Origin of the sequence: Mesorhizobium sp. STM 4661 (genome assembly GCF_000359125.1) — a bacterium.
Lineage (GTDB): Bacteria > Pseudomonadota > Alphaproteobacteria > Rhizobiales > Rhizobiaceae > Mesorhizobium.
On sequence record NZ_CAAF010000051.1, the window covers coordinates 25908 to 51400 of the forward strand.

Sequence of the window (25493 nt, forward strand, 5' to 3'; positions counted from 1 at the left end):
TCAAAACATCGTGCTATCAGATGCATCCAATTCGGCCGTCGATTATTATTGTCCGCAGTCTCACCACGTCGGCCCGAAAATCGGAATCGATTTCGGACTGCACGATGTGTTGATTTTAACTGGAGGACCACCATGACCGACGCCAGCAAAATTCGCGAGCATATGGAAGTGATCGGCGCCGATGGCGTTCATGTCGGCACCGTCGACAAAGTCGAGGGGCAGCGGATCAAGCTGACCAAGGCCGACAGTGGCATGGGCACGCACAAGGGCCATCACCACTATATCCCGCTCAGCCTCGTTGCCGAAGTCGACGGCAAGAAAGTCTGGCTGTCGGCAAATTCGGATGTTGCGGTCACCTTCGAGGAAGAAAAATCCGATCCCACTTGATCCCGGAGTCGCACATTTAGCGATCCCAGTGTCGCGCATTCAGCGATCCCAGGGTCGCGCGTTCCGCGATCCCAGTGTCGCGCATTCAGCGATCCCAGTGTCGCTTTCAGCGATCGCACGGCTGCGCACTCAGCGCGACGACCAGACCGGGAAGAGATCGCCTTCCGCCGGCGTCGCGGCAAAGACGCCGCGGCTGATGGCGCGCGCCATGGTGGCGCCGGCCGCGGCATAGAGGTCGATCGCATCATTGGGCGCGAGCTCGATGCCGCTCTTGCCCGTCGCCAGCGCGAAGACCAGATCGCCGTCGGCCGGCGTATGCGTCGGCCAAATGGCGCGCACGAATCCGTCATGCGCCGATATGGCCAGGCGTTTTGCGGCGGCCTTGGTGAGAACGGCATCGGTGGCGATGACGGCGATGGTGGTATTGCCGCCGGGCTCTATCTTCTTGTCGCGGAATTTCAGCAGGATCCTTCTCGCGTCGGCAGGCATCGGCGAGGGATAGCCGTGCCCGCCAAACTCGTCGCCAATCTCGAACGGTGCCGCCCAGAAGTAGCGGCTTCGGGCGATCGTCACCGAGCCGGTTGGATTGACGGCGGCCAGAGCGCCTATGGTGACGCCGTTGTCGAGCACCGTCGAGGCCGAGCCGAGGCCGCCCTTCAGGCCTGCACTCAGCGCGCCGGCGCCCGCGCCGATCGTGCCGAGTGGAAAGTCGATGCCGGCTGCCTGCGCGGCCTCATAGCCGAGATCGCGGTAAGGCGGATAGCGGCCCCAATCCTTGTCGCCGCCGTTGCGCAGGTCGAACAGGATCGCTGCCGGCACGATCGGCACGCGAAAGCCGCCGACCTCGACGCCGATGTTCCTCTCGCGCAAGGCCGCCTGCACGCCGGAGGCGGCGTCGAGGCCGAAGGCGGAACCACCAGAAAGCACAACGGCATGGATCGCCTCGATGGAATTCTGCGGTTCCAGCAGGTCCGTTTCGCGCGTACCGGGCGCGCCGCCCAGCACCTGGACTCCAGCCACAGCCGGTTCATCGCAAAGCAGGGCAGTCACGCCTGACTTCAGCCGGGCGTCCGCGGCGTTGCCGACGCGCAGGCCGGCGACATCGGTGATCAGGTTGCGCGGCCCGGTGCGAAACATCACTTCACCTCGAAAGGCACGAAACGCGCACCGTCGAAACGGAAGGCGCGGTAGGGGTTCTGGCTGAGATCGCCCTTTTCGTCGAAACGGATCGGCCCGATCACGGTCGTGAAATCATGCGCGGTGAGCGCTTCGGCAAGCGGCTTGCCGGAGGCTGCCGCCAGAGCCACGGCCGCCTTGGCAATCTCGACCGTCGCATAGGCCGGCAGCGCGTAGCCTTCCGGCACGATCTCTCGTGCGGCAAAAGCCTCCAGCACCCTGGGGTCGGCGACATCGAACCATTCGGGCGCCGCGATCATCAGCGTGCCGGTGGCATAGGGCACGTCGCCGGGCGGCGTGCGCAGCGTTTCGCCGCCAGCAAAAGTCATGCCGGCATCAAGTTGGCCGGCGTCGCGGCCCATAATGGCGATGTCGCCGCCGTCGCCGCCGGCAAAGATATGCGTCGCGCCGGCTTTCTTCAGCCGTCCGATCAAGCCGATCTGGTTGTCGAGCTGCGGCCGGAAGGTGTCCACGAACACCGGTTTCAGCGCCGCCTGTTCGGCGGCAGCGCGAAACGTCTCGGCGATTTCGCGGCCGTAGATCGTGCCGTCGTCGACGATGGCGAACAGCTCGTTCTGCCAGAGCCGGGTGAGGATGGTGGCGGCGGCGTTGCGTTCGTCGTCGCCGCGCGGCCCGAGACGAAAGACCGGCCAGCCGGTCTTGGCGCGCCGGTCGGTCAGGCTTTCGGTGCGCACGCCGACGGTGATGACCGGTATGTTGGCGTCCTTCAGGATGGGCAGCGCCGCTTCGATCGCGTCGGTGCAGAGAAAGCCGACAACCACGCTGACCTTCGCCGCCGCGAATTCCCTGGCTGCGGCGGCGCCGCCATCGGCCGTACAGGCGTCATCGACCGTCTTGATCTCGGCCCCGTTCGCCTCTGCCGCCAGGCCGGCACCCGCCTCGATCTGCTTGCCAAGGATCGCCGACGGTCCGGACAGTGGTGCCGCGACGCCGACGAGCAGCGTCTCGGCGCTTGCATTGGCGGAGAGCGACAGCCAGGCCAGCAGCGCTATTGTCGTTGTCCCGAATCGCATGCGTGCGAAGAATTCCTCCGTGCCGGCCAAGCGTTTCCCGGCACTATGCCCACAAAGACCTAAAGGCTGCCTAACCCTGGCGCAACACGCGAATTTCAGGATGCGAGTCAAGCACTTCGCTTGTGGCAGGCACTATGTGGCCATATATAACGGTTGGGTTCTAAGGAAAAATCATCGGTGCTGAAGAAGAACGACATCGGGCCGCAGGCCTATCGCGACGCGATGAGCCATTTTGCCGGCCACGTCCATGTGGTCACCACCGACGGCCCTGGTGGCAAGCGTGGTGCGACCGTCATAGCGGCCTGTTCGGTGTCGGACACGCCGCCGACCATTCTGGTCTGCCTCGACCGCGAAAATCCCAAGAACGAGCCGTTCGTGAAAAACGGCAAATTCGCCTTGAACACGCTGGCTTCGCATCAGGAGGCGCTGTCGGTCGGCTTTTCCGGTCTCACCGGCCTGCCGGCTGCGGAGCGTTTCGCGCTCGGCGAATGGGACGTCATCTCGACCGGCGCGCCGACGCTGAAGGGTGCGCTCGCCGTGTTCGACTGCGAGCTGATCGACACCAAGGATCTGGCCACCCATCGTGTGCTTTTTGGCAAGGTGACAGGCCTGCGCATCGGCGATAATTTGCGGCCGCTGATCTATCACGACCGCGGTTACCACGCCCTGTAGCGCGATGGTTGCACCCACGGAGAGAGAATGACCGAGTTGAAACCGCGCCCGGCGCCGCGGACGATCGACGAGACGCTCGCTCTGCTGACCGGTGCGGACTATGTGGCGGACCGGTCGCTGGCGACCGTGCTGTTTCTCTCGCTGCGCATGCAGCGGCCGCTCTTCCTCGAAGGCGAGGCCGGCGTCGGCAAGACCGAGATCGCCAAGGTGCTGGCGCAGGCGCTCGGCCGCCGGCTGATCCGCCTGCAATGCTATGAAGGCCTCGATGTCTCTTCCGCCGTCTACGAGTGGAACTACGCCGCCCAGATGATCGAAATCCGCATGGAGGAGGCGGCTGGCAAGGTCGATCGCTCCGATATGGAGCGCAATGTCTTCTCCGAAAAATACCTGATCCGCCGCCCGGTGCTTGATGCGCTGACCGGCAAGGCGGGCGCCGCCCCGGTGTTCCTGATCGATGAGCTCGACCGCACCGACGAGGCCTTCGAGGCGTTCCTGCTCGAGATCCTTTCCGACTTCCAGGTGACGGTGCCCGAGCTCGGCACGATCAGGGCGGAAGAACCGCCGATCGTCATCATCACCACCAACCGCACCCGCGAGATCCACGACGCGCTGAAGCGGCGCTGCCTCTATCACTGGGTCGACTATCCCAATGCCGAGCGCGAACTGGAGATCGTGCGCAGGAAAGTGCCGCAGGCCAACCGCCGGCTCTCGGCGGAGGTGGTTTCGTTCATCCAGAAGCTGCGCCAGATCGAGCTGTTCAAGGTGCCTGGCGTCGCCGAGACCATCGACTGGGCCGGCGCGCTGACCGAACTCGACAAGGTGGCGCTCGATCCGGAAACCGTTTCCGACACGATCGGCGTGCTCTTGAAATACCAGGACGACATTGCCCGCATCGAACAAGGCGAAAGCCGGCGCATCCTCAACGAGGTGAAAGCCGAGCTGTCGGCGGCGGAGTAAGGGCATGGCGCCGCGTCCCGAACCGAAAGAGGCGACAGCGGCCGGCCGCATCGCCGACAACATCGTCTATTTCGCCCGCACCTTGCGCAAGGCGGGCATGCGGGTCGGGCCGGCCTCGGTGAAGGATGCGATCGAGGCGGTGCTGGCCGCAGGCATCGGCTCCCGAGACGATTTCTATTGGACGCTGCACGCCGTGCTGGTGTCGCGACACGAGGACCATCCCACCTTCGACGAGGCTTTCCGGCTGTTCTGGAAGTCGCACGAGCTGATCGAAAAGATGCTGGCGATGTTTTCGCCGGTGGCGCCCTACAACAAAGAGAAGCAAAAACCCCGCGCAGCCGAGAACCGCGTCAGCCAAGCGATGTTCGAGGGCCACGGCAAGAACCAGCCGCAACAGGAAATCCCCGAGATCGAGGTCGATGCGCGCTTCACCTTCTCCGGCAACGAAGTGCTGAGGGGCAAGGACTTCGCCCAGATGAACGCCGCCGAAATAGCCGAGGCCAAGAAGGCGATTGCCCAGTTGCGGCTGCCCTTCGATATGGTCAGGACACGGCGCTTCAAAGCCGATGCGCATGGCCGCCGCATCGATCCGCGCGCCATGATGCGGTCGGCCGCGCGCACCGGCGGCGAATTGATCCTGCCGAAATTCCGCTCGGCCCGCGAGGTTCACCCGCCGCTGGTGGTGCTTGCCGACATTTCGGGCTCGATGAGCCAGTATACGCGCATCTTCCTGCATTTCCTGCATGCGCTGACGGAAAAGCGTCGGCGGGTGCATGCCTTCGTCTTTGGAACCAGACTCACCAATTTGACGCGCCAGATGCGCCATCGCGACCCCGACGCCGCACTTGCCGACTGCTCGGCGGCGGTGAAGGACTGGTCGGGCGGCACCCGCATCGGCGACACGCTCTCCGAATTCAACCGCCTGTGGTCGCGACGCGTGCTGGGGCAGGGCGCGGTGGTGCTGCTGATCACCGATGGGCTCGAGCGCGACGATGTCGCCGGCCTGTCGGAGGAGATGGAGCGCCTGCACAAATCCTGCCGGCGGCTGATCTGGCTGAACCCGCTGTTGCGCTTTGACGGTTTCGAGCCCCGCGCTCGCGGCGTCAAGGCGATGCTGCCGCATGTCGACGAATTCCGTTCGGTGCACAATCTCGATGCGCTCGCCGATCTCTGCGCCTCGCTGGACAAGAAGTCGGCCAGGTCGGTCGATCCGCGCCGCTGGCTGGACGCTGGCACCAGGCGCGCCGCATAGCCATATGTTGCCTCGGGAAAACATGGTTTTCCCTTGGAAGAACAGACTGCAAGGGAAGCGATCATGGACAACAGCATCTATCTCGATGAGGCCCGCGACCCGCTGATCATCGCGGAAGGCTGGATGAAGGACGGCAAGGATGTCGCCATCGCAACCGTGGTCGATACCTGGGGTTCGGCGCCGCGTCCGGTCGGCAGCCACCTGGTCATCGACGCGGACGGCAATTTCCACGGCTCCGTCTCGGGCGGCTGTGTCGAGGGCGCGGTGGTCACCGAGGCGGTCGACGTGATCGACTCAGGCAAGGCGAAGATGCTGGAATTCGGCGTTGCCGACGAAACCGCCTGGCAGGTCGGCCTGTCCTGCGGTGGCCGAATAAAGGTCTATGTCGAGCGGCTTGGCTAGAGGCATGATCCCGAAAAGTGGGAACCGGTTTTCGGACAAGATCATGCTCAAACGAAAGATCTTTTGATGGATCCGTACGCCCTGAAAACGTTGAATGCCGAACGCCGAGCCCGCCGCGCGGCGATCCTGGTCACCGATCTTGGCGACGGCCGCGACCGTATCGTGCGCGAGGGCGATCAGGTCGCCGGCGATCTCGGAACCGCGATCGCCAAGGCGTTTCGCACGGGCAATTCCGGCTCGGTCGAAGCCGAAGGGCGAACATTCTTCCTCAACGCCCATCTGCCGCAGCCGCGCCTGGTGGTGATCGGCGCTGTCCACATCAGTCAGGCACTGGCGCCGATGGCGAAAATCGCCGGCTACCCCGTCGAGATCATCGATCCGCGCACGGCCTTCGCCACGCCGGACCGTTTTCCCGATGTCGCGTTGCATGCAGAATGGCCGGAGGATGTGCTTTCGCGCCAGCCGCTGGATGGCTACACGGCGCTTGCCGCTGTCACCCATGATCCGAAGATCGACGATTTCGCGCTGAAGGCGGCGCTCGACGCCAACTGTTTCTATGTCGGTGCGCTCGGCAGCCGCAAGACACACGCCAAGCGCGTCGAGCGCTTGCTGGCCTTGGGCGCCACCGCCGATCAGATCGCCTGCATCCACGCGCCGATCGGCCTCGATATTGGTGCCGCAAGCCCGGCTGAGATCGCCGTCGCCATCCTCGCGCAGACGGTTCACGCCTTCCGCTCGCGCGGCCTGGAAAGCAAAGGCGCGGTGGCGTGAAATTTGGCCAGGTTCCGATCGATCAGGCCGAAGGTGCGGTGCTGGCACACGCCACCACAGCCGGCGAGCGGCGCTTCCGCAAGGCGCACAGGCTGAGCGCCGATGACCTGTCGGTGCTGAAGGCGGCTGGGATAACCCAAATAGTCGCCGCTGTCCTTGCGCCCGATGATCTCGGCGAGGATGCGGCGGCCGAGAAAATCACGCAAAGCATGATCCATCGCAATATCGAGGCGAAGTCCGCCGCGACCGGCCGGGTCAACCTTCATGCGGAGGCTGCCGGCATCTTCACCGTCGATGCGGCGGTGATCGACGCCATCAACGCCGTCGATCCGGCGATCACCATCGCCACGCTGGCGCAGCACGCGCCGGTCGAGAAGGGACAGATGGTCGTGACGGTGAAGATCATTCCCTTTGCCGTTGCCTCAGTCTTGGTCGATGCCGTGACAAAAATCTGCGCCGGCGGCGAGCTCTTTGCCGTCAACGCCTACCAGCCGGTGCGCGTCGGCGTCATCCAGACGGTCTTGCCCGGCATCAAGCCGAGCGTGCTCGACAAGACGCTGCGTGTCACCGAAGCGCGGCTGGCGCGCTCGGGTGGGCGACTGACGGCGGAGCGGCGCACGCCGCACGAAGTCGCCCCGGTGGCGGAGGCCGCGATCTCGTTGGCGCGCGACAACGACATGGTGGTGATCTTCGGCGCTTCGGCGATGAGCGATTTCGGCGACGTTATTCCAGCCGCGATCGAGAAAGCCGGCGGCATCGTCATCCGTGCCGGCATGCCGGTCGATCCCGGCAATCTGCTTTTGCTCGGCACGCTTGCCGGCAAGCGCGTCATCGGCGCGCCCGGCTGCGCCCGCAGTCCCAAGGAGAACGGCTTCGACTGGGTGCTCGACAGGCTGATTGCTGGGCTCGACGTGACGGCGAGCGACATTGCCGGGATGGGCGTCGGCGGGCTGTTGATGGAAATCCCGACACGGCCGCAGCCGCGCGAACCGCTGCCGGCCAAGGCGGAACTGGTGGTCGATGTCGTGCTCCTGGCGGCCGGTCGCTCCAGTCGCATGGACGGCCCGAACAAGCTGCTGGCGCTGTTCGACGGTGAGCCGCTGGTGCGCCGCACAGCCGAGCGCGCGCTGGCGTCGAAAGCGTCGCGCACCATTGTCGTCACCGGACATCAGCGCGAGCGGGTGCGGACGGCACTGTCGGGGCTTGATTTGACCTTCGCCGACAACCCGGATTTCGCCGAGGGCCTGTCTTCGTCGCTGAAGGCCGGCATCGCCCGGGTTGCCAGCGATGCCGCAGGCGCCATGATCGTCCTCGGCGACATGCCGGGCATCTCGTCGGCCGACCTCGACAGGCTAATCGAGGCGTTCCGCAAATCCGGGAGCAGGGCGGTGGTGCGCGCCTCGCACAAGGGAAGGCGTGGCAACCCCGTTTTGCTGCCGCGCTCACTGTTTCCAGCGATCGCGCACCTGGAAGGCGATACCGGCGCGCGCCATCTGGTCGAGGCCGAGGGGCTCGATGTCGTCGATATCGAGATCGGCGAGGGCGCGGCAGTCGATGTCGACACCCGCGAGGCGCTGGAGAGCGCCGGCGGCGTGCTGCAGGATTGACAAACCAAAGCCGAAAAACGCATGCGTTGGGCATGGCTAATCGTACCGTTGCACCCCCCTCTGGCCTGCCGGCCATCTCCCCCTCAAGGGGGGAGATTGGCAGCTTCGACGGCCGCATTCATCCTGCGGTTTTGGAGATTGGCGAAAGCCGAAGTGTCATCCAATCTCCCCCCTTGAGGGGGAGATGGCCGGCAGGCCAGAGGGGGGCGTGCCGCGCTTTCCTCACCGCAATGCTGTTCTTGTTTTCTTCGGCCGCCAACGCCGACACGTTGTCCCTAAAACCCTTCAAGGACGATCTCTTCGCCTATCCGGCCGCCCTCTCGTCCGGGAACAATGGCGCCTACACGGTCATCGACTATCGTGAGCTGCGCGATATCAACGCCCGCGACGAAGTGCCGGAGCGTCGGGTGCATGCGCAGTATGTCGATACCGGCGTGCGCAAGGTGCAGCAGGATCTGTTGCTGAAGACCGACGCCGGCAATCTCCGCCATGTCGCCGTCGGCAAGACTGAAGGCGCTGCGATAATCGTTCTCTACTTGCACGGGCAGGGCGGCAGCCGCAAGCAAGGCGTCGACGACTTCACCTTCGGTGGCAATTTCAACCGCATCAAGAACCTGATGGCCGGCAATGGCGGCCTCTATCTCAGCCCGGATTTTTCCAATTTCGGCGACACCGGCGCGGCGCAGGTCGCGGCGCTGATCGATCACTATGCCGAACAGTCGCCAGGCGCGAAGATCTTCGTCGCCTGCGGTTCGATGGGCGGTGAGCTGTGCTGGAAGCTGGCTGCCCGCAAGGACACTGGCGGTCGCATCGACGGGCTGCTGCTGCTCGGCTCGTTGTGGGACGAGAGCTTTTTCGCAAGCCCTGCCTACAAGCGCCGCGTGCCGGTCTTCTTCGGCCAGGGCAGCAAGGATCCGGTCTTTCCCATTGCCAACCAGGAAGCCTTCTTCCGTTCGATCCTGACCAAATCGAAGACCTACCCGACCCGCTTCGTCCGCTTCGAGACCGGCACCCATGGCACGCCGATCCGCATGGCCGACTGGCGCGGCACGCTCAACTGGATGCTGTCCAAAGCGCCCTAACCCCTAGGATTGACGTGCCTCAAGGCGGGGTGTTGTAGTCGAGCACAGTCTGCGGGTTGATCTCGCCGTCATAGGACGCGTCGACATCGTATTGCACCAGCGAGAAATTGCCGTTGCGAAACAGATAGGTGCCCGCCGATGAGGCGTCGCCGACGCCGCGCCATTTGTTCATGGACGAAATCGTCTTGGTGGCGTCGTCATAGTCGGAATTGACCAACTGGTCGTCGGTCTGGAAGCCGATGATGTTGATCGCCTCGACCTTGCCTTCGCTGTTGTTGTTCTCGTAGCGGATATCGAGTTCCGGCGAAGCAAACTGTAGCTGCCGCACGCCCGACACGTCGTCAGAGATGTAGTAGACGGCACTCTCATTGTAAGCCGCCATCGAGCAGAAGAAGCGGAACAGCCGCATCTCGCGTTCGGGTTCGTCGGCGGCAGCATTCGCATCCTTATAACGGAGAGTATGGGTCGCCGGCTCGCCCACTGGCTTGCTATCAGGCGTTTCCTTGTCGCACTGCTCGCCATAGGTGGCGGCGAAGGCCTTCTTGGCCTCCTCCAGCGCCGCGTCCTTCTTTGGCGGCGGCGGGCCGTCGCCACAGCTTTCCGGCACGGCATCCTCGAAATCGGCCGTCGCCGGCTTCAGCGCACCCTTGTCGATGAAGATCGGGGTGAACGGCGGTTCCTGGATCGAGGCATTGACCTGGCGCAGCGTGTAGCAGCCGGCGAAGACCGTCCCCTTGCCGGTCTTGTCGGTCGCGCGGATGGCGACGGGAACATTGTAAAATATGCTGCCGGCCGCCCCTTCGTCGGACACGGCGCCGGTCTGGACCTCGACCTTGTCGGTGCCGTCATAGCCCTTGACGAATGTGTCGAAATCCTTGGCCGGCTTGGTGTCGCCGAAATAGCCCCAGGCGCGTGCGAATTCGTGCCGGCTGATGGCGCTGTAGAGCGAGCGGACGACCGCTTCGGCGGTGGACCGGTCATCGACATAGGGCGCGTCGGCGGCGAGCAGTGTCTGGCCCGTTAGGGCAAGGGAGAAAAAAACGGTCGCTGCAAAGAAGGCGCGTCTCATCGGGAATCTCCACCTGACGGGGAAATTCTATCATACCGAATGCGGCGGCGAGGTGACGCTTGAAGAATCGCCGGGGAAGGCGCTACGTCCCGCCGCCGGCGTTCCGGCCGGACAGGAGAAACTCACGTGACCATATCGATGTACGAGGCATCCGTGCCGGTGTTTACGGCCAGGTTGAAAGCATTGTCCGACGTGCTGTCGGCGGCCGAACAGAATGCGCTTGGCCGCAAGATCGATCCGCAGGTGTTTTTGACCTCGAGGCTTGCGCCCGACATGTTCGCATTGACCAGGCAGGTGCAGATTGCCACCGACCACGCCAAGGGTGCGCCGTCACGGCTTGCCGGCCGTGAAGTGCCGAAATACGAGGACAATGATGCGAGCTTTGCCGATCTCCAGGCACGCATCGCCAAGACCCTGGACCTTTTGGCGACCTTCTCGGCTGCCGATTTCGATGGCTCTGACGACAAGTTGATCGAGCTGAAGCTTGGCCAGCGCGAAATCTCGATGGCCGGCATGCAATATCTGCTGCATCTGGCCATGCCCAACTTCTACTTCCACGTGACCACCGCCTACGACATTCTGCGCCACAATGGCGTGCCGCTGAGCAAGGCGATCTTCCTGGGATCACGCTGAGACTTTGAGGTTTCCCGGTATCACCGGGAAACCTCGCGCCAAGACATATTCAGCGCAGGGACATCTCGCGGGCAATGCGCGGGAAATCAGCCGGCTTGACGCCGATGTCGGCGCGGTCGGCATTGCTCATCGAGTGAAGCAGGGCAAGTGCCGCGCGATAGCGCAGATGCTCCTGCGGACGCGGACGGGCGAACATTTCAGTGAAGAACCCCATGAATCAGGCCCCTTGTTGATCCTCCACGGCCGCTAATATAGGCAAATCATGACAATTGTGCAGTGCAGCATTTGCATGGCAGCCATGCCGCATCGATTTTTTTGACCACAATCGACGTGTCCGCTGAAACTTCTGGGGCGGTCGGGCCGTAGGACTAATGCCGGCTTAGGCCGGTTTTTCCTCGCCATTCCTGGCGGACTTCCGGACTGCATGGAAATGCAGTCCGGCTTTTTGTATCAACACAACGAGACCAAACGGCAGGCGGGCTTGGAGACAAGCGGTGCCTTCCTGTATGCTGCGAGTTCCTCCCCGCGCAGCCGCGCAACGCTTTCCCGCCGGAGAAAAATTCCATGCACAAACGCCGCCTCGGTCGGACCGATCTTCTTGTTTCCCGGATCTGCCTGGGTTCGATGACCTGGGGCCAGCAGAACACCGAGGCTGACGGCCACGCCCAGATGGACCTGGCTTTTTCGCGTGGCGTCAATTTCATCGACACGGCAGAACTCTATCCGATCCCACCCAAGGCCGAGACGCAAGGCCGGACCGAAAAGATCATCGGGGGCTGGATGAAGGCCAGGGGTAACCGCGATCAAGTGATCCTGGCCTCGAAGGTGGTCGGCCGCACCGCCAACTCATGGTTTCGCGGCGACCGCCCGTCGAAGCTGGTGCGCGCCGATATCCTCGACGCGGTCGAAAAGTCGCTGGCCAAGCTCGGTACCGACTATATCGACCTTTACCAGATCCATTGGCCGGAACGCGATGTCCCTTGGGGCGCCAATCCGAACCGTATCGGCGCCGTGCCGCGGCGGGCCGACGCTGTTGGCGCGCCGGCCGGCGAGACGCCGATCGCCGAGACGTTGGCCGTCTTCGACGAGCTGGTGAAGGTGGGAAAAATCCGCCATTTCGGCCTGTCGAACGAGAGTTCCTGGGGCGTCATGCGCTTCGTCGCCGAGGCTGACAAAGGCGTTGGTCCGCGCGTCGTCTCGCTGCAAAACGCCTACAATCTCGTCAACCGCGGCTTCGAGGTGAACCTCGCCGAAGTCTGCGAGCGCGAACAGATCTCGCTGCTTCCGTATTCGCCGCTGGCGCAAGGCTATTTGACCGGCAAATACGATCATGGGGCGCGGCCGCAGGGCTCGCGCTCGCAGCTCTTCAACCGCGGCCAGCGCTACGAGACGCCGAATGCCGCGGCCGTGCTGCTCGAATACAACGAGTTGGCGCGCTCCTTCGGCATGGAGCCGGCACTGTTCGCCAATGCCTATGTCGCCAGCCGTCCGTTCGTCACCTCGAGCATCGTTGGCGCAACGACCATCTGGCAGCTCGAAATGGCGTTGTCTTCGGTCGACGTGACCTGGACCGAGGAGATGCAGAAGGCGGTCGACGCCATCCACCAGCGCGTCGGCAACCCGTGCCCGTAGATGAGGCGCTTTGAGGTGGAATTGTCAAACAATAACAAAGGGAAAGGGGCAGTGATGAATTTCCCGATCGAGGCCGTGCGGGAAAGATTTCCAGCTCTGTCCCTGACCGACAAGGGTCGCCGTCGCATCTATCTCGACAATCCCGCCGGCACGCAGGTGCCGCAAGCGGTCGCCGATGCGGTTGCGCGCTGCCTGTTGACCACCAACGCCAATCTCGGCGGTTTCTTCGAGACCACTGTGGCGGCGCAGGCTGTCGTGGACGAGGCGCATCGGGCAATGGCCGATTTCCTCGGAGCCGCGAGCCCTGAGGAAATCATCATCGGCGCCAACATGACGACGCTGACCTACCACATGTCGCGCACGCTCGGCCGCACGATGAAACCGGGTGACGAGATCATCCTCACCCGCATGGACCATGAGGGCAATGTCTCGCCCTGGCTGCAACTGGCGGAAGACCTCGGCCTCGTCGTGCGCTGGCTGCCATTCGACGAGCAGAGCTGGCAGGTCGAGGAAGTTACGCTGGCTGGCCTGATTTCCGAGAAGACGCGGCTGGTCGCGCTTAACTACGCCAGCAACCTCACCGGTTCGGTCAATCGCGTGAAGGCTTTGACGCGCATCGCAAAGCAAGCCGGCGCCCTGGTCTATGTCGATGCCGTGCAGTTCGCGCCGCATGGGCTGATCGACGTGCAGGATCTCGGCTGCGATTTCCTGATCTGTTCGGCCTACAAATTCTTCGGCCCGCATATGGGCATTCTATGGGGGCGCCGCGCGGTCATCGATGCGCTGCAGCCGTACAAATGCCGTTGCTCGTCCAACGGCCTGCCGGAACGGTTCGAACTCGGCACGCCGCAGGTCGAACTGATGACTGGTCTCACGGCCGCAGTCGACTATTTTGCGGAACTGGGCGCGGCTGCGGGTGAGGGCGGGTCGCGACGGCAAAAGATTGCGAAGGCATTCGAACTGGCCATTGCCTACGAGAATCCGCTGGCGCAAAGGCTGATCGACGGTCTGTCCGACATTTCAGGCCTGACCATCCACGGCATCACCGATCCGGCGCGCCTCAGCGAACGCGTGCCGACGGTTTCCTTCACTGTCGACGGCATGGACCCGGAGACGATCGCGCGGCAGATGAACGCCGAAAACATCTTTCTGTGGTCCGGCCACAACTATGCCTGGGAGATCGTCCACCAGCTCGGCATTCCCGCCGAACAGGGTGTCGTGCGCATCGGCATCGCTCACTACAACACGCCAGCCGAGATCGACGAGACGCTGGAGAGTGTGTACCGGGTTATCGCCATGCTCAGGCAACAGCGAGCCTGTGCGATATGAAAACTACCGCTTCTTGCCGCCGAACCCGGTCAGGAACGCGGTGAGATTGTCGCCAAGTTCCTCGCAGAGATAGTCGCGCTCCTGGACGATGACAGTTGGCAGGCCGAGCCGAGCAATGGCCTCGCCGATCCGCGAAAAGCCTGGCGTCGTCACCGACAGCCCGCCGAACGGATCGCCTTCGAAGGCGCCGAGCCCGAGCGCCACGACCAGCGCTTCCGGCGCAAAAGCGCGGGAACGCCATATCAAGCGCTTCGAGAAACGCCGCTTCGCCGGATTTGCGCACCAACGGTAGGTTGAGGAACCGCCGCGCGCAATCGGATGGATGTTAGGGATGACTTCGGCCGAGGCGCCCTCGATGCGCTGCCAGCGCGCGAAGATATGCTCGAGGAAAAACAGATACTCGGGCGTAGGCACCGCAGCAACCGGGCCCAGCCCATGATCTCTTGGTCGCTCGATCGTGCAGCCGGCGGCCTTGGCTCCAGCCAACAATCGCTCGACACGTTCCGGTTTTTCCGGATTGGGCTGCTTCGCGCCGCTGGAGAGAAAGGCCTTCGGATCATGGCGTTTTTGTTCCGCGGCATAGAAGGTTTTCATTCTCGCTCTCCATCGTCCGATGCATTGGCGAAGGCGACGAAGGCGTCTCCGACGATCTTCTGCACCTGCTCGTAGCTCGAGCAGGCGATGCCAAGCCGTTCATAAAAAGCCTTGGCGGTTTCATTGTCGGTGTCGACGGACAGCCTGAGATAGACGCCGCCGTCTTTCCGGCATTCTCGCGCGACCTGGCGCAACAGGCGTTCGCCGATCCTGCGGCCGCGGAACCGGTCCTCGACATAGAGGTCCTGCACATAGACGCCGGGCCGCCCCATCCAGGTCGAGAAGATCGGGAAATGCAGGCAGAGGCCGGCGAATTCGCCGCCGACTTCCGCGATCAGCGTGGAGAAGGCGGGCTTTTCGCCAAAGCCGTAGATGCGCAAATCCTCGGCTGTCGAAGTGATTTCCTCGGGCGCGCCGATATGGGCGCCGAGCCGCAGGATGGCGGCATGGATCGTCTCGACGTCCTCGACGGTGCCGGGGCGGATGAGAACCTTGGGCGAGGGAGCCGTCACTGGAAGCGCAGCGCCAAGGCACCCCCCTCTGTCCTGCCGGACATCTCCCCCGCAAGGGGGGAGATCGGCAGCTTCAATTTCACCGCCCATTCTGCAACGCAGACGATTGGCGAAAGCCGGCGCGACATCCGATCTCCCCCCTTGCGGGGGAGATGTCCGGCAGGACAGAGGGGGGTGGGAAGGATCGCAAACATCTCAGGCATCTCAGAACGCCACCCGATCACCTTGTCAGCCTCAACCCTCGACCGGCAGATCGAGTTCGGCGGCCAGCGCCTGCAGCGAGTCGCCGAGGATGGCGACGATCTCGCCGATCTGCTCGGCGGTGACGATCATCGGCGGGGCGACTATGAAATTGTCGCCGTCGACGCCGCCCTTGACCCGCCTGCCATAGATGATCAGCCCTCGCTCATAGGCGAGGTCGAGCAGCCGCTGGGTGGCCTTCTTCGCCGGTGCGATCGGCCGCAGCGTATCGGGATCGGCGACCATCTCGGCGCCCAAAAGCAGACCCTTGCCGCGCACGTCGGCGATGAAGGGGAAGCGCTTGGCCAGCGCTTTCAGTTCGCCCATCAGCAGGTCGCCCATGTCGGCCGCATTGGCAATCAGGTCGAGCCGGTCCATCTCGCCGAGCACGGCAAGGCCGGCGGCACAGGCCAGCGGATTGCCGGCATAGGTATGGCCGTGCTGGAAGCCGCCAGAGGCAAGCAGCGGCTCGACCAGCCGCATGGGCGCGGCCAGCGCGCCGAGCGGCGCATAGCCCGAACCTAGCCCCTTCGACAACGCGACGATATCGGGCTTGCAGTTCCAGTGGTCGCCGCCGAGGAATTTGCCGGTGCGGCCGGCGCCGCTCATCACTTCGTCGTGGATGAGCAGGATGCCATGGCGGTCGCAGATCTCGCGGATTCGCGGATAGTAGCTGTCGGGCGCCACCAGGGCGGCGGTCGCGGCACCGCCGACCGGTTCCATGATGAAAGCGAGCACGCTTTCCGGCCCCTCGGCGAGGATCTTTTCCTCCAGCATCTCGGCATAACGGATGCCGCGCTGTTCCATCGAAAGATTGTCGCGGTCGCGCCACGCGGTGGGCGCAGGCACGGTCGGCATCACCCGCATCATCGGCGTGAAAGTTTCGGCCAAGGCATCGTCGCCGGTGATGGCGAGCGAACCGAGCGTTCCGCCATGATAGGACGGAAAGCGCGTGATCACTTTCCAGCGCTTAGGTTGGCCGGTGGTAACAGCCCATTGACGCGCCAGCTTGATGCAGGATTCCGTCGCTTCCGAGCCGCCCGAGACGAAGAAGATCCGGTCCATGCCTTCCGGGAGTTTGGCCGCCAATTGCCGCGCCAACTCCTCGGCCGGCTCGTTCTCGAAATGCAGGCGGTAGGCAAAGGTGGCGCGGTCCATCTGCCGCTTCATGGCGTCGAGCACATTGCGGTTGGAATGACCGATATTGGCGACCATCGGTCCGCTCGACCCGTCGATGAAGCGGCGGCCATCCTGCGTCCAGATGTAGATGCCCTCGGCGCGGTCGATCAGCGGCCGGCGCAGGCTGGACAAATAGAACAGGTGCGATGGCGACCGGGCCGCGATATCTGGAGCTGAGGTCTGGGATTTCGGCATGTCAGGTCTTTCCGAGATAGCGGTCGAGAACATTTTTCGTCACGCGTTCGACCATCGCATCCTGCCTTAGCAGGCCGGCGACCCATTCGCAGCTTCCGGCGTGGAAAACCTCGCCCTTGCCGCGCGGGAAATTGACGATCATGCCATTACCGCGCTTGACCTTGTCGAGATTGGCGTCGCTCGCTTCACCGAACAGCGTCTCTGCCGTGAAGTGGCCGTCCTCGTCGCCGAGGAACTGGTCCTTGAGCGGGATATCGGCGCTTTCCTCGACCTGGCTCGCCATGCCGACGGCAAGCACTTGCAGCCCGTCAGGCGCGCCGCTTGTGGCTGTCGGATAGGGCAGGCCGCCGCGGATTTCGAAATCGAGCCCGTCGACCTCGTAGCCATAGACATGGCTGTCGGCGCCGAGCAGGTCACCATAATAGATGCCGGTTCCGGCGAAGGCCCAGTGCTCCGGCCGGTAGACCGGGAAGCCGCGCACGCCGCGCGGCGCGCAGCCGCCCCAGCCGGCATAGACGCCCCTGGTCGCATTGAGCCCGAAGGTGGCTGAGCCCGGCCGGCCGATCTCTGGCGCTTCCCAGGAATTGGTAGCGCGGGTGACGTCGCCGCCGCGATAGGCCGGGTCTTCGGCGCGGGCGCGATATTTGTAGCAGACCTGCCGGCGGCCCTCGTCCTCCAGCCTGGTCTGCCACATGAAATTGCCGGCGAAGCGCGCCGCATGGCCGCCGCGCTCGACATAGGTGTCGACCGCGTCGCGCATTTCCCAGGTCCAATATTCGTCATGACCGACGAAGACGACGCAGTCATAGCCCTCGAGGATTTCGGGAGTGAAATGCAATTCGTGCTGGCTGGCGAGATCGACGGCATAGCCCGAGCGCTCGGCGAAGCGGAAGAAATGGCTGTCATAGCTCGCCCAGCCGGAGGAGGCATATTTCTTCGAATGGCCGGTGGCGAAAGCCCACTCCATGTGGGGATAACGTGGCACGGTCTTTGGCGGCACCGCGACTTCGAGCGGCACACGCGGCGCGCCCTTGGGCAGCACGACGAAGCCGCGGCACCATGGCCGCTGCGTCGATACCATGCGCGCATACTGGTCGCGGTTCGGGCCGGTGATGCCTTCATAATGGTTGGAGCCGCCCCAGGTGTTGTAGGCAAGCCATGTGCCTGTCGCCGCGACCTGCAGCACGCGGCCGGATTTCTGGCCGGGCTGCGGAGCGACGATGAAAAGGTGATGGCAGCGGATCGGCTGGCCGTCGCGGCCGTCCGCTTCAAGCGTGACGCGATAGGCGCCGGACGGCCAGCCGTCGCCGATGCGGAATTCGAATGATGCTTCCCAGCCGCACCCTTCGACCGAGCACTGGTCCGGCGTGTCCTGCCAGCGGGCCGCGATGCCTTCCTTCTCGAACATTTTCGTCCCTGCGCCGCCATCCCGCACGATCGCCATGTTGAAGCGTGAGGCGGTCGAGCTGACATGCAGCGTCACCGTCTCGCCCGGGCGGTACGAAAAGCGGTCGCTGTAGCACCAGATCTCGCCGCGCTCGCCATCCATCCCGGGCCTTTCGTAATAGTGGCTGCGCACCGCTTGCCGGCGCTGGTCGGGCGTCAGTCCGAAATCGGGAAATTCGGTCGGCGGATGGGTCATGAACACCGGAAAACGTCGAAGGCCGCCATTTCGGCCATCTGCCGGCCAGGCGTCAATCGGAAACGGTCGGGCCAGCATTCGTCCGCCCAGCATTCGACCGCAGCGCCCTTGGCCCCCTTGGCCAAACAGACTATCTCCACAATGGGCGGTGTTTTCCGCCACGGGAGCTGACATGCTGAGAGTGCAGAAGGTTAGGGTGGACGACATCTATGTGCCGACCGCGCGCAAGAAGACGCTGCATCCCGAGACCGTTCGGCATCTGGCCGAGGACATTCTGGAAAACGGCATGAAGACGCCGATCCAGGTCCGCCATGACGGCAAGCGCCATATCCTGGTCGAAGGCTTGCATCGGCTGGAAGCGGCCAAGTGGCTCGGCGAGACCGAGATCGACGCGTATCTCGTCCAAGCCAAGCGCCACTAAGGCGATCCCTCGGCCGCCGCAATCGCCTCGTCTGAAACTGCCCGCCGGCCGTCTCCAGATGGGGCGGCCGGCAGCCTATGACGCCTTGGCGCGGCGCGGCTGCCTGAGATGCTTGATGCCGCTCATCTCGACGAAATTCGTCGCCGAGTCCCAGAGATAGTCGCCGTAGAGGAACGGTTCGAAGGGTTGTGCGCCTGCGAGCGGCAGCGGCGCGATCTCGGCGTCGACGCGCGGCTCATAGAAGAACGGGATCGAGAAGCGCGCCGTTTTCGGGGCAATCACTCGGTGCCGTGTCGCCCTGACGCGGTCGCCCGTCCAGCGCTCCAGCAACTGCCCGAAATTGACCGCCAGAGTGCCGTTGGCCGGCGGAACGTCGATCCATTCGCCCGACAGGTTTTTCGCCTGCAGTCCCTCGACGCCGTCCTGCGCCAGCAGCGTGACGAAACCGGAATCGGCATGCTCGCGCCCGATGATGCTGCGCGTCTCGCCCTTGTGGATCACCGAAAACTCCGGCCCGCTGATATCGATGCCGGCACTGGCGTCGCGCAAGGGATAGCGGATCAGGCGCAACGTCGAGATGCCGCCTTGGAAATCCGCGTCGAAGATCGTTTCCGGCAGGCCGAGCCCGCGCGCGATCGAGCGCATCAGCGCATTGCCAACCGCCTCCATCGCCCGGTAATAGCTCGCGGCGGCCTCGCGCCAGCCGGGCAATGTTTCCTCGGCGGGCAGTGGCGTAGGCTCGCGCAAGGGATCGTCCGATTGAGAATCGCCGGCAGCCTGCCCATGCGCAAGGTCCGGCCCCATGTCGATGCCTTCCTTGTAGGACACGGCGATGGGCTGCAGGGGGAACCAGCCGCGATAGACATTCTTTTTCGTGCAGTCGAAATTCCAGCGCAGCAATTTCTGCTTCTCGGCATCGGGCAGGCTGAAGATGCGCAGCAGCTCCGCCCGCCTTTCGGGCGTCAGCCATGCATCGCCGGGAAAATCCTTGATCGCCATGAAGCCGATGCCCGAAGCGGCGGCCAGAATATTGGCGTCGGTGCGGTCGCGGGCGGGCGAGGGCGGTCCGAACAGATCCGCAATCCCGATGGTTTCGATGTCCATGGCCTCTCTCCCAATCTGCCGATGTGAGCAGGCGCAATGGCCGGCGTCCTGTCAATCCCGTGTTGTTGGGCCAAGCGGAACGCGGTCGCATCACCGCGATCGATGGAGCCATCAGGGCTTTTCAATTGACCGGGCCATTCCCGCCGCTACCTTGCCGCCAGTTTCCAGGCAATGGATCAGGGCGATGGCAAGATATCAGGGTGGGTGCCTGTGCGGCGCGGTGCGCTACCGCGCAGAAGTCGTGCCGATCAACGAGCGCGTCTGCCACTGCGGGCTCTGCCAGAAGGCGATCGGCGCGGCGTTCAACGCACGCGTGCTGTTCCGCATCGTCGACGTGACGGTCGACGGGCCGGTGGCGACGGTGAATTCCTCGCCCGATCTCAAGCGCGGCTTCTGCGCGACCTGCGGCACGACGATGTTTTCCCGGCGCGATTCCGCCGGCATCATCGGCATCACGACAGGCTCGCTCGATGACCCTTCCCTGTTCAGGCCTGAGATGCATATGTGGACCGCTTCCAGCCCTCGGTGCGGCTCGATGACGGCCTGCCGCAATATGAAGGCGCGCCGCCACCCGCTTGATCTTCTCCCTTCACTGCACAAAAATTTAATCCAGAGCCACGAGATAGCCGGCAAAGCGTCATTGGCGGGCCATCATTGCCTGCCTATCTATCGCTTGCGGGCCGGCAGTCGAGGAGGCGATCGATGGAAGACAGAATCAACACGCTGGACGAGCTCTTGAGCGATCCGATGGTCCAACTCGTGATGCAGCGTGACCGCGTGCGACCCGAACAGGTGCGCACGCTGCTCGAACGGGCTCGTCGTCCTGCCGCCGAGGAACCGCTTGTGCCGCCGGCGCATGTGGTGGCCAAGACCTGCCAGAAGCTCTGGCTGTGCCGGTAGAGCGGGCGCCGGTCAGCCGGAATTCGCCGTGGTTGCGGAGATAGGCAAGTTTGAAGCCGAGGCGCGCATAGTTGCGATAGGCCAAGCCATCGCATTCGGGCACGGCGACTCGATATCGGCGACGCACGGCGCCGTCACCGAGACAGCAATTTCGTAAATTGATAGGGAGGAAGAACGCGGCGAAGCAGACCGAGCGCCGGCGATCCTTCGCGCCCCCCTCTGTCCTGCCGGACATCTCCCCCACAAGGAGGGAGATTGGCCGTCACCTCGGCTTTCGCCAATCTCCAAGGTTGCTGCGTGGGCGCCGTGCGCGAAGCTGCCGATCTCCCCAAGTGGCAGGGCTGTCCGGCAGGACAGAGGGGGGCGCTGTCCCTCCGGCGTTTCAATAAAGAGACCTAACAATTTGATTCAATCTTTGTTGGTAATTTCTCGTTAGTACTCTGGACTGGTTTGTCCGGCGGCGTGTGCTTGCCTTCGGTCTGTTGTGTTTTGCGTACAGGTCCAGATGCGGTTACCAGGCGTCGTCATTTTCTCGCTCGCATCGCTTTGGCTCGCCGGCTGTTCGTCGACGGCGGGCGTCGATGCCCTGCAAATGCCGTCGAACGAGACGACGAGCTCAGTGGTGCGGCCGAGCGCGCCGGTCGCCTCCGTGCCGGCTGCTGTGGCGCCGACCGCCGGCCTCGCGCCCATGAAATCCGAAGCCCCCATGAAATCCGAAGCCCTTGCCGAGAGCGATCGGCCCTTTGGCCTGGCGGAGGAGGAAACCGTGGCGTTTGCGACGCCTGAATTGCCCGACAGTGCCGAACCTCCGGTAGAGCCGGCTGCCCTGATGTCGCCGCCGAAGCGGCTTTCGCGCGCGGCGCCGGCGATGCTTGCCGAGCCGGTCACGCGCTACGGCTTTCGCGATGCCAAGCCGATCAATTTCGGCAAGGTATCGCCCAGGCGCCTTGCCGTGCACGGCGTCGACGTTTCGCGCTGGCAGGGCAATGTGAACTGGGACAAGCTCCGCGCCCAGGGCGCGAACTTCGCCTACATCAAGGCGACCGATGGCGGCGACCATCTCGATCCGATGTTCAGGACCAACTGGCGCAACGCCGACGCCGCCGGCCTGAAGCGCGGCGCCTATCATTTCTTCTATTGGTGCCGCACCGCCGGCGAGCAGGCCGACTGGTTCATCCGCAACGTCCCGAGGGTCGAGGGTGCCTTGCCGCCGGTGATCGACGTCGAGTGGAACGGCGACTCCTCCTGCAAGCGGCGGCCGTCGCGCGCAACGGTGCTGGAAAAGATGCAGGTCTTCATGGACAAGCTCGAGCGCCATTACGGCCAGCGCCCCATCATCTACACCAGTCCCGACTTCTACCGCGACAATCTGCGCGGCGCCTTTCTGGACTACCCGTTCTGGCTGCGCGCCGTGGCGCAGCACCCGTCAAAAGTCTATCCCGGCCGCAAATGGCTGTTCTGGCAATATTCCGGCTCCGGCCTGTCGCAGGGTGTGAGAGGGCGCATCGACCTCAACGTGTTCCGCGGTGACGAGCGCGCCTGGCGCAACTGGGTTGGCGGACGGCAGATGGTGGCCGACGCGGAGTGAGCGCTCGCGGCGGCGCTGGTCGCGGCTGCAAAAGCCGCCATTTGCAGGCCGGCATGACGTGAACATCGACGGACCCGCCCCCCCTGTCGCGGGATTGTCATGGATCTGTCATCGCTCTGAAATGTCGTTCCTCCAAAGCAGGTGGCTTCCACTCGAACAGGAGACGCCACCCGTGCCCCGCCATTCCGCGCTTTTCGCCCTGACGGCAGCGCTTGCTGCCTCCGTTTCGCTGCCGGCCCATGCCGACATGATGTTCAACCGGGTCGCGAGCTTCGCGGTCGCCGGAAACCTGCCGGCGGACATCGAGAAGACCACGCCGACTTCGTCCGAGATCATCGCGGCCAGCGAAGACGGCATGACGCTGGTCTATTCCGACAGCCCGCTCGGTGCGATCGGCTTCATCGACATCGCCGATCCCAAGGCGCCCAAGGCCGGCGGCATCGTCAAGATCGACGGCGAGCCGACCTCGGTCGTGGTCATCGGCGGCAAGGTGCTGGCCGGTGTCAACACGTCGGAGAGCAAGGCCAAGCCTTCGGGCAAGCTCACCGTCATCGACCTCGCCTCCAAGGCGATCGAAAGCACCTGCGACCTCGGCGGCCAGCCGGACTCGCTGGCGCTGAGCAAGGACGGCAAGTTCCTGGCCATCGCCATAGAGAACGAGCGCGACGAGGAGGTGAACGACGGAGAAATGCCGCAGATGCCGGCGGGCGATCTCAAGATTTTCACGCTTGCAAAAGGCCAGCCCGATTGCGCGACGATGAAGACCGTGAACCTGGCGGGCATCGCCGAAGTCGCGGCGGAAGATCCGGAGCCGGAATTCGTCGCCTTCAACGAGGCCGGCGAGATCGCGGTCACGCTGCAGGAAAACAATCACATCGCCATCGTCAACGCCGAAACCGGCGCGATCGTCACGCACTTCTCCGCCGGCTCCGTCACGCTGGACAAGATCGACACCAAGAAGAACGGCGCCTTCTCCTTCGATGGCAAAATGGAAAACGTCGCGCGCGAACCTGATTCCGTGAAATGGCTCGACAATGACCGTCTCGTCGTCGCCAACGAAGGCGACTACAAGGGCGGCTCGCGCGGCTTCACGATCTTCAGCAAGAAAGGCGAGGTTCTCTACGAATCCGGCCCGTCCTTCGAGTATCAGGTCGCCAATGCCGGCCACTATCCCGAAGCCCGCAACAAGAAGGGCATCGAGGCTGAAGGTATCGAGACCGGCATCTTCGGGCAAGACAAGCTGATTTTCGTCGCTTCGGAGCGTGGCTCCGCCGTCGGCGTCTACAAGGACACGGGCGCGGAGCCTCAGTTTGTCCAGATCCTGCCATCCGGCATCGGCCCGGAAGGCCTGGTCGCGATCCCGTCGCGCAATCTCCTGATCACCGCCAACGAGACCGATCTGGTCGAGGACGGGCTCGCCCGCTCGCACGTCATGGTCTACGAGCGTTCCGAGGGTCCCGCCACATACCCGATGATCACGGCAAAGCTCACGGCGGAAGGCACGCCGCTCGGCTGGGGTGCGCTTTCGGCGCTCACGGCCGGCGACACAGCCGGCAAGCTCTTCGCGGCTTCGGACTCATTCTACGCCAACGCGCCCTCGATCTTCGAGATCGATGCCACGCAGACCCCGGCGCTGATCACCGGCAAGACCATCGTCAAGCGTGACGGCCAGCCCGCGCAGAAGCTCGACATCGAAGGTATTGTCGCCGACGGTGAAGGCGGCTTCTGGCTGGCCAATGAAGGCGATCCGGCAAAGCTCGTCCCGCAAGCCATCCTGCGCGTCAACGACAAGGGCGAGATCAAGCAGGAAATCGGCTTCCCGATGGAACTGCTCGCGCATCAGACCCGCTTCGGTCTCGAAGGCATCACCACCATCGGCGAGGGCGACGACCTGACGCTGGTGATGGCCGTGCAGCGCGAATGGGCCGACGATCCGAAGGGTCAGGTCAAGCTCTTGGCCTACAAGCCCAAGGCCAAGGAATGGTCGGCGGCGCGCTATCCGCTCGAAGCGACCGAATCTGGCTGGGTCGGCCTGTCGGAGATCACCGCGCATGACGGCAAGCTCTACATCCTCGAACGCGACAATCTGATCGGCGACCAGGCCAAGGTGAAGCGCATCTATTCGGTGCCGCTCGACGCCTTCAAGCCGGCCAAGCTCGGTAGCGACCTGCCGGTTGTCGAAAAGACGCTGGTGCGCGACATCATCGGCGACCTGAAATCAGCCACCAACGGCTATGTCGTCGACAAGGTCGAAGGTTTCACCCTCGACAAGAACGGCGACATCTTCGTCGCCACCGACAATGACGGCGTCGACGATTCCTCAGGCGAAACGCTGTTTCTCCGCTTGGGCAACATCAGCGCCGTGAACTGAGGCTGTTTCCCTTGAGGGAAGGTCGATCTGCGAAGCGGATTGGTGCGTCGGAAGCGGATTGGTGCGTCGGCAGCGCGGAGACGGTTGAGGGGTGCTGGGCGGAGCTCGGCTGGTGCCAAGCTGGAGCACCCCTCATCCGACCGAGCTTTGCTCGGCCACCTTCTCCCACAAGGGGAGAAGGGAGAGCTTGGCACCTGCGCCTCTGCCAATCTGCAATGTTGGCGATTAGCAGCAAGGCCGACGCGATTTCCCCTTCTCCCCCTGTGGGAGAAGGTGGATCGGCGCGCAGCGCCGAGACGGATGAGGTGTGCTGGACGGAGGGCTTGGTTTGGTTAATCTCGCCCCATGCCGCATCAGCCCGTCGCTCCCGCCAAACGTCGTTTTGCCCGATCGCTTCGGCGTGAACCAACGGAAGCGGAAGATCGCTTATGGCATGAACTACGCGGACGCCGGCTCGATCGCATCAAGTTCCGGCGTCAGGTTCCGGTCGGTAAATTCATCGCCGATTTCATTTGTGCCGAGGCCAGGCTGATCGTCGAGATTGACGGCAGCCAGCATGCGGATTCTGACTATGACCGAGAGCGAGACGCCGAATTGAAGGCGAGGGGCTTTCGCGTACTGCGCTTCTGGAATGACGACGTGCTTCGGGATTTGAACGCCGTCTGCGATACGATCATCGCTTATGTACGAGATGGGAGCTTGCAGCCTTGGCGGTAGCGCGGTCTTGCCTTCTCCCCCTGTGGG

The 25493-nt window shown here is 63.7% G+C and carries 24 protein-coding genes and 2 pseudogenes; 17 read left to right on the forward strand and 9 right to left on the reverse strand.

The genetic code is table 11. From position 1 onward, the window contains the following. Positions 1-132: 132 nt before the first annotated feature. The gene (locus tag MESS4_RS16490) at positions 133-387 is read left to right on the forward strand and encodes a DUF2171 domain-containing protein (protein WP_006332917.1); all 255 of its coding nucleotides are present in this window, start codon (positions 133-135) and stop codon (positions 385-387) included. 129 nt (positions 388-516) lie between these two features. On the opposite strand, the gene MESS4_RS16495 is transcribed toward MESS4_RS16490, so the two are convergent. Together MESS4_RS16495 and MESS4_RS16500 are read right to left on the reverse strand one after the other, a co-directional pair. Beyond that, positions 517-1524, reverse strand: coding sequence for a P1 family peptidase (locus MESS4_RS16495; RefSeq protein WP_006332918.1), 1008 nt, complete (start codon positions 1522-1524; stop codon positions 517-519). After that, positions 1524-2597: a branched-chain amino acid ABC transporter substrate-binding protein gene (locus MESS4_RS16500; RefSeq protein WP_081609763.1), complete on the reverse strand. Its 1074-nt coding sequence runs from the start codon at positions 2595-2597 to the stop codon at positions 1524-1526. The genes MESS4_RS16495 and MESS4_RS16500 overlap by 1 nt, the downstream gene beginning before the upstream one ends. Before the next feature lie 177 nt (positions 2598-2774). On the opposite strand from MESS4_RS16500, the gene MESS4_RS16505 reads away from it, so the two are divergent. From MESS4_RS16505 to MESS4_RS16535, 7 genes are all read left to right on the forward strand, one after another. After that, positions 2775-3269: a flavin reductase gene (locus tag MESS4_RS16505; RefSeq protein WP_006332920.1), complete on the forward strand. Its 495-nt coding sequence runs from the start codon at positions 2775-2777 to the stop codon at positions 3267-3269. 27 nt (positions 3270-3296) lie between these two features. Then, complete coding sequence (locus tag MESS4_RS16510; RefSeq protein ID WP_006332921.1) at positions 3297-4226, forward strand: MoxR family ATPase; 930 nt, start codon at positions 3297-3299, stop codon at positions 4224-4226. 4 nt (positions 4227-4230) lie between these two features. Next, the gene (locus MESS4_RS16515) at positions 4231-5478 is read left to right on the forward strand and encodes a VWA domain-containing protein (protein ID WP_006332924.1); all 1248 of its coding nucleotides are present in this window, start codon (positions 4231-4233) and stop codon (positions 5476-5478) included. 63 nt (positions 5479-5541) lie between these two features. Continuing rightward, the gene (locus MESS4_RS16520) at positions 5542-5880 is read left to right on the forward strand and encodes an XdhC family protein (protein WP_006332931.1); all 339 of its coding nucleotides are present in this window, start codon (positions 5542-5544) and stop codon (positions 5878-5880) included. Positions 5881-5946: 66 nt separating this feature from the next. Continuing rightward, positions 5947-6651, forward strand: coding sequence for an XdhC family protein (locus MESS4_RS16525; protein WP_006332935.1), 705 nt, complete (start codon positions 5947-5949; stop codon positions 6649-6651). Next, positions 6648-8258, forward strand: a complete 1611-nt coding sequence (locus MESS4_RS16530; protein WP_006332936.1) for a molybdopterin-binding/glycosyltransferase family 2 protein — start codon at positions 6648-6650, stop codon at positions 8256-8258. Before MESS4_RS16525 ends, MESS4_RS16530 begins: the two co-directional genes overlap by 4 nt. A 230-nt stretch (positions 8259-8488) precedes the next feature. Next, a complete protein-coding gene (locus MESS4_RS16535; protein WP_006332937.1) occupies positions 8489-9340 on the forward strand; it encodes an alpha/beta hydrolase in 852 nt (283 codons plus the stop codon). Positions 9341-9359: 19 nt separating this feature from the next. Here the strand turns inward: MESS4_RS16535 and MESS4_RS16540 are convergent, their stop codons facing one another. Continuing rightward, positions 9360-10409: a DUF1176 domain-containing protein gene (locus MESS4_RS16540; RefSeq protein ID WP_006332939.1), complete on the reverse strand. Its 1050-nt coding sequence runs from the start codon at positions 10407-10409 to the stop codon at positions 9360-9362. A gap of 126 nt (positions 10410-10535) precedes the next feature. Between MESS4_RS16540 and MESS4_RS16545 the strand changes: the two genes are divergently transcribed. Next, complete coding sequence (locus tag MESS4_RS16545; RefSeq protein WP_006332941.1) at positions 10536-11042, forward strand: DUF1993 family protein; 507 nt, start codon at positions 10536-10538, stop codon at positions 11040-11042. A 49-nt stretch (positions 11043-11091) separates the two neighbouring features. Here MESS4_RS16545 and MESS4_RS32320 read toward each other — a convergent pair whose 3' ends face one another. Beyond that, entirely contained in the window at positions 11092-11256 is a 165-nt protein-coding gene (locus MESS4_RS32320; protein WP_006332943.1) for a hypothetical protein, read from the reverse strand. Between the two features lie 350 nt (positions 11257-11606). Here MESS4_RS32320 and MESS4_RS16550 point away from each other — a divergent pair, with 350 nt between their 5' ends. Next, on the forward strand, positions 11607-12674 hold the full coding sequence (locus MESS4_RS16550; protein ID WP_006332945.1) for an aldo/keto reductase: 1068 nt from the start codon (positions 11607-11609) through the stop codon (positions 12672-12674). 54 nt (positions 12675-12728) lie between these two features. Further along, complete coding sequence (locus tag MESS4_RS16555; protein ID WP_036241466.1) at positions 12729-14003, forward strand: cysteine desulfurase-like protein; 1275 nt, start codon at positions 12729-12731, stop codon at positions 14001-14003. A 3-nt stretch (positions 14004-14006) separates the two neighbouring features. Here MESS4_RS16555 and MESS4_RS16560 read toward each other — a convergent pair. The 4 genes and pseudogenes from MESS4_RS16560 to MESS4_RS16575 all read right to left on the reverse strand — a co-directional run bounded on the left by MESS4_RS16560 (position 14007) and on the right by MESS4_RS16575 (position 18365). Beyond that, positions 14007-14597: pseudogene (locus MESS4_RS16560) on the reverse strand (hypothetical protein). Then, complete coding sequence (locus MESS4_RS16565) at positions 14594-15109, reverse strand: GNAT family N-acetyltransferase (protein WP_006332951.1); 516 nt, start codon at positions 15107-15109, stop codon at positions 14594-14596. Before MESS4_RS16565 ends, MESS4_RS16560 begins: the two are co-directional and overlap by 4 nt. A gap of 234 nt (positions 15110-15343) precedes the next feature. After that, the gene (locus MESS4_RS16570) at positions 15344-16723 is read right to left on the reverse strand and encodes an aspartate aminotransferase family protein (protein ID WP_006332953.1); all 1380 of its coding nucleotides are present in this window, start codon (positions 16721-16723) and stop codon (positions 15344-15346) included. A gap of 1 nt (position 16724) precedes the next feature. Then, positions 16725-18365, reverse strand: coding sequence for a N,N-dimethylformamidase beta subunit family domain-containing protein (locus MESS4_RS16575; RefSeq protein WP_006332955.1), 1641 nt, complete (start codon positions 18363-18365; stop codon positions 16725-16727). A 172-nt stretch (positions 18366-18537) separates the two neighbouring features. Here MESS4_RS16575 and MESS4_RS16580 point away from each other — a divergent pair, with 172 nt between their 5' ends. After that, on the forward strand, positions 18538-18786 hold the full coding sequence (locus tag MESS4_RS16580; RefSeq protein ID WP_006332962.1) for a ParB N-terminal domain-containing protein: 249 nt from the start codon (positions 18538-18540) through the stop codon (positions 18784-18786). 75 nt (positions 18787-18861) lie between these two features. On the opposite strand, the gene MESS4_RS16585 is transcribed toward MESS4_RS16580, so the two are convergent. Beyond that, positions 18862-19890 (reverse strand): 2OG-Fe(II) oxygenase family protein, encoded by a 1029-nt coding sequence (locus MESS4_RS16585; protein WP_006332969.1) that lies wholly within the window; start codon positions 19888-19890, stop codon positions 18862-18864. A 184-nt stretch (positions 19891-20074) separates the two neighbouring features. Here MESS4_RS16585 and MESS4_RS32325 point away from each other — a divergent pair. From MESS4_RS32325 to MESS4_RS32330, 5 genes and pseudogenes are all read left to right on the forward strand, one after another. Beyond that, positions 20075-20469, forward strand: a pseudogene (locus MESS4_RS32325) (GFA family protein). A 123-nt stretch (positions 20470-20592) separates the two neighbouring features. Continuing rightward, positions 20593-20790, forward strand: coding sequence for a hypothetical protein (locus MESS4_RS16595; protein WP_006332971.1), 198 nt, complete (start codon positions 20593-20595; stop codon positions 20788-20790). Between the two features lie 505 nt (positions 20791-21295). Beyond that, positions 21296-22378, forward strand: coding sequence for a GH25 family lysozyme (locus tag MESS4_RS16600; RefSeq protein ID WP_006332973.1), 1083 nt, complete (start codon positions 21296-21298; stop codon positions 22376-22378). A 172-nt stretch (positions 22379-22550) separates the two neighbouring features. Continuing rightward, entirely contained in the window at positions 22551-24749 is a 2199-nt protein-coding gene (locus tag MESS4_RS16605) for an esterase-like activity of phytase family protein (RefSeq protein ID WP_006332974.1), read from the forward strand. A 345-nt stretch (positions 24750-25094) separates the two neighbouring features. Next, the gene (locus MESS4_RS32330; RefSeq protein ID WP_006332976.1) at positions 25095-25466 is read left to right on the forward strand and encodes an endonuclease domain-containing protein; all 372 of its coding nucleotides are present in this window, start codon (positions 25095-25097) and stop codon (positions 25464-25466) included. The last annotated feature ends 27 nt before the right edge of the window (positions 25467-25493 follow it).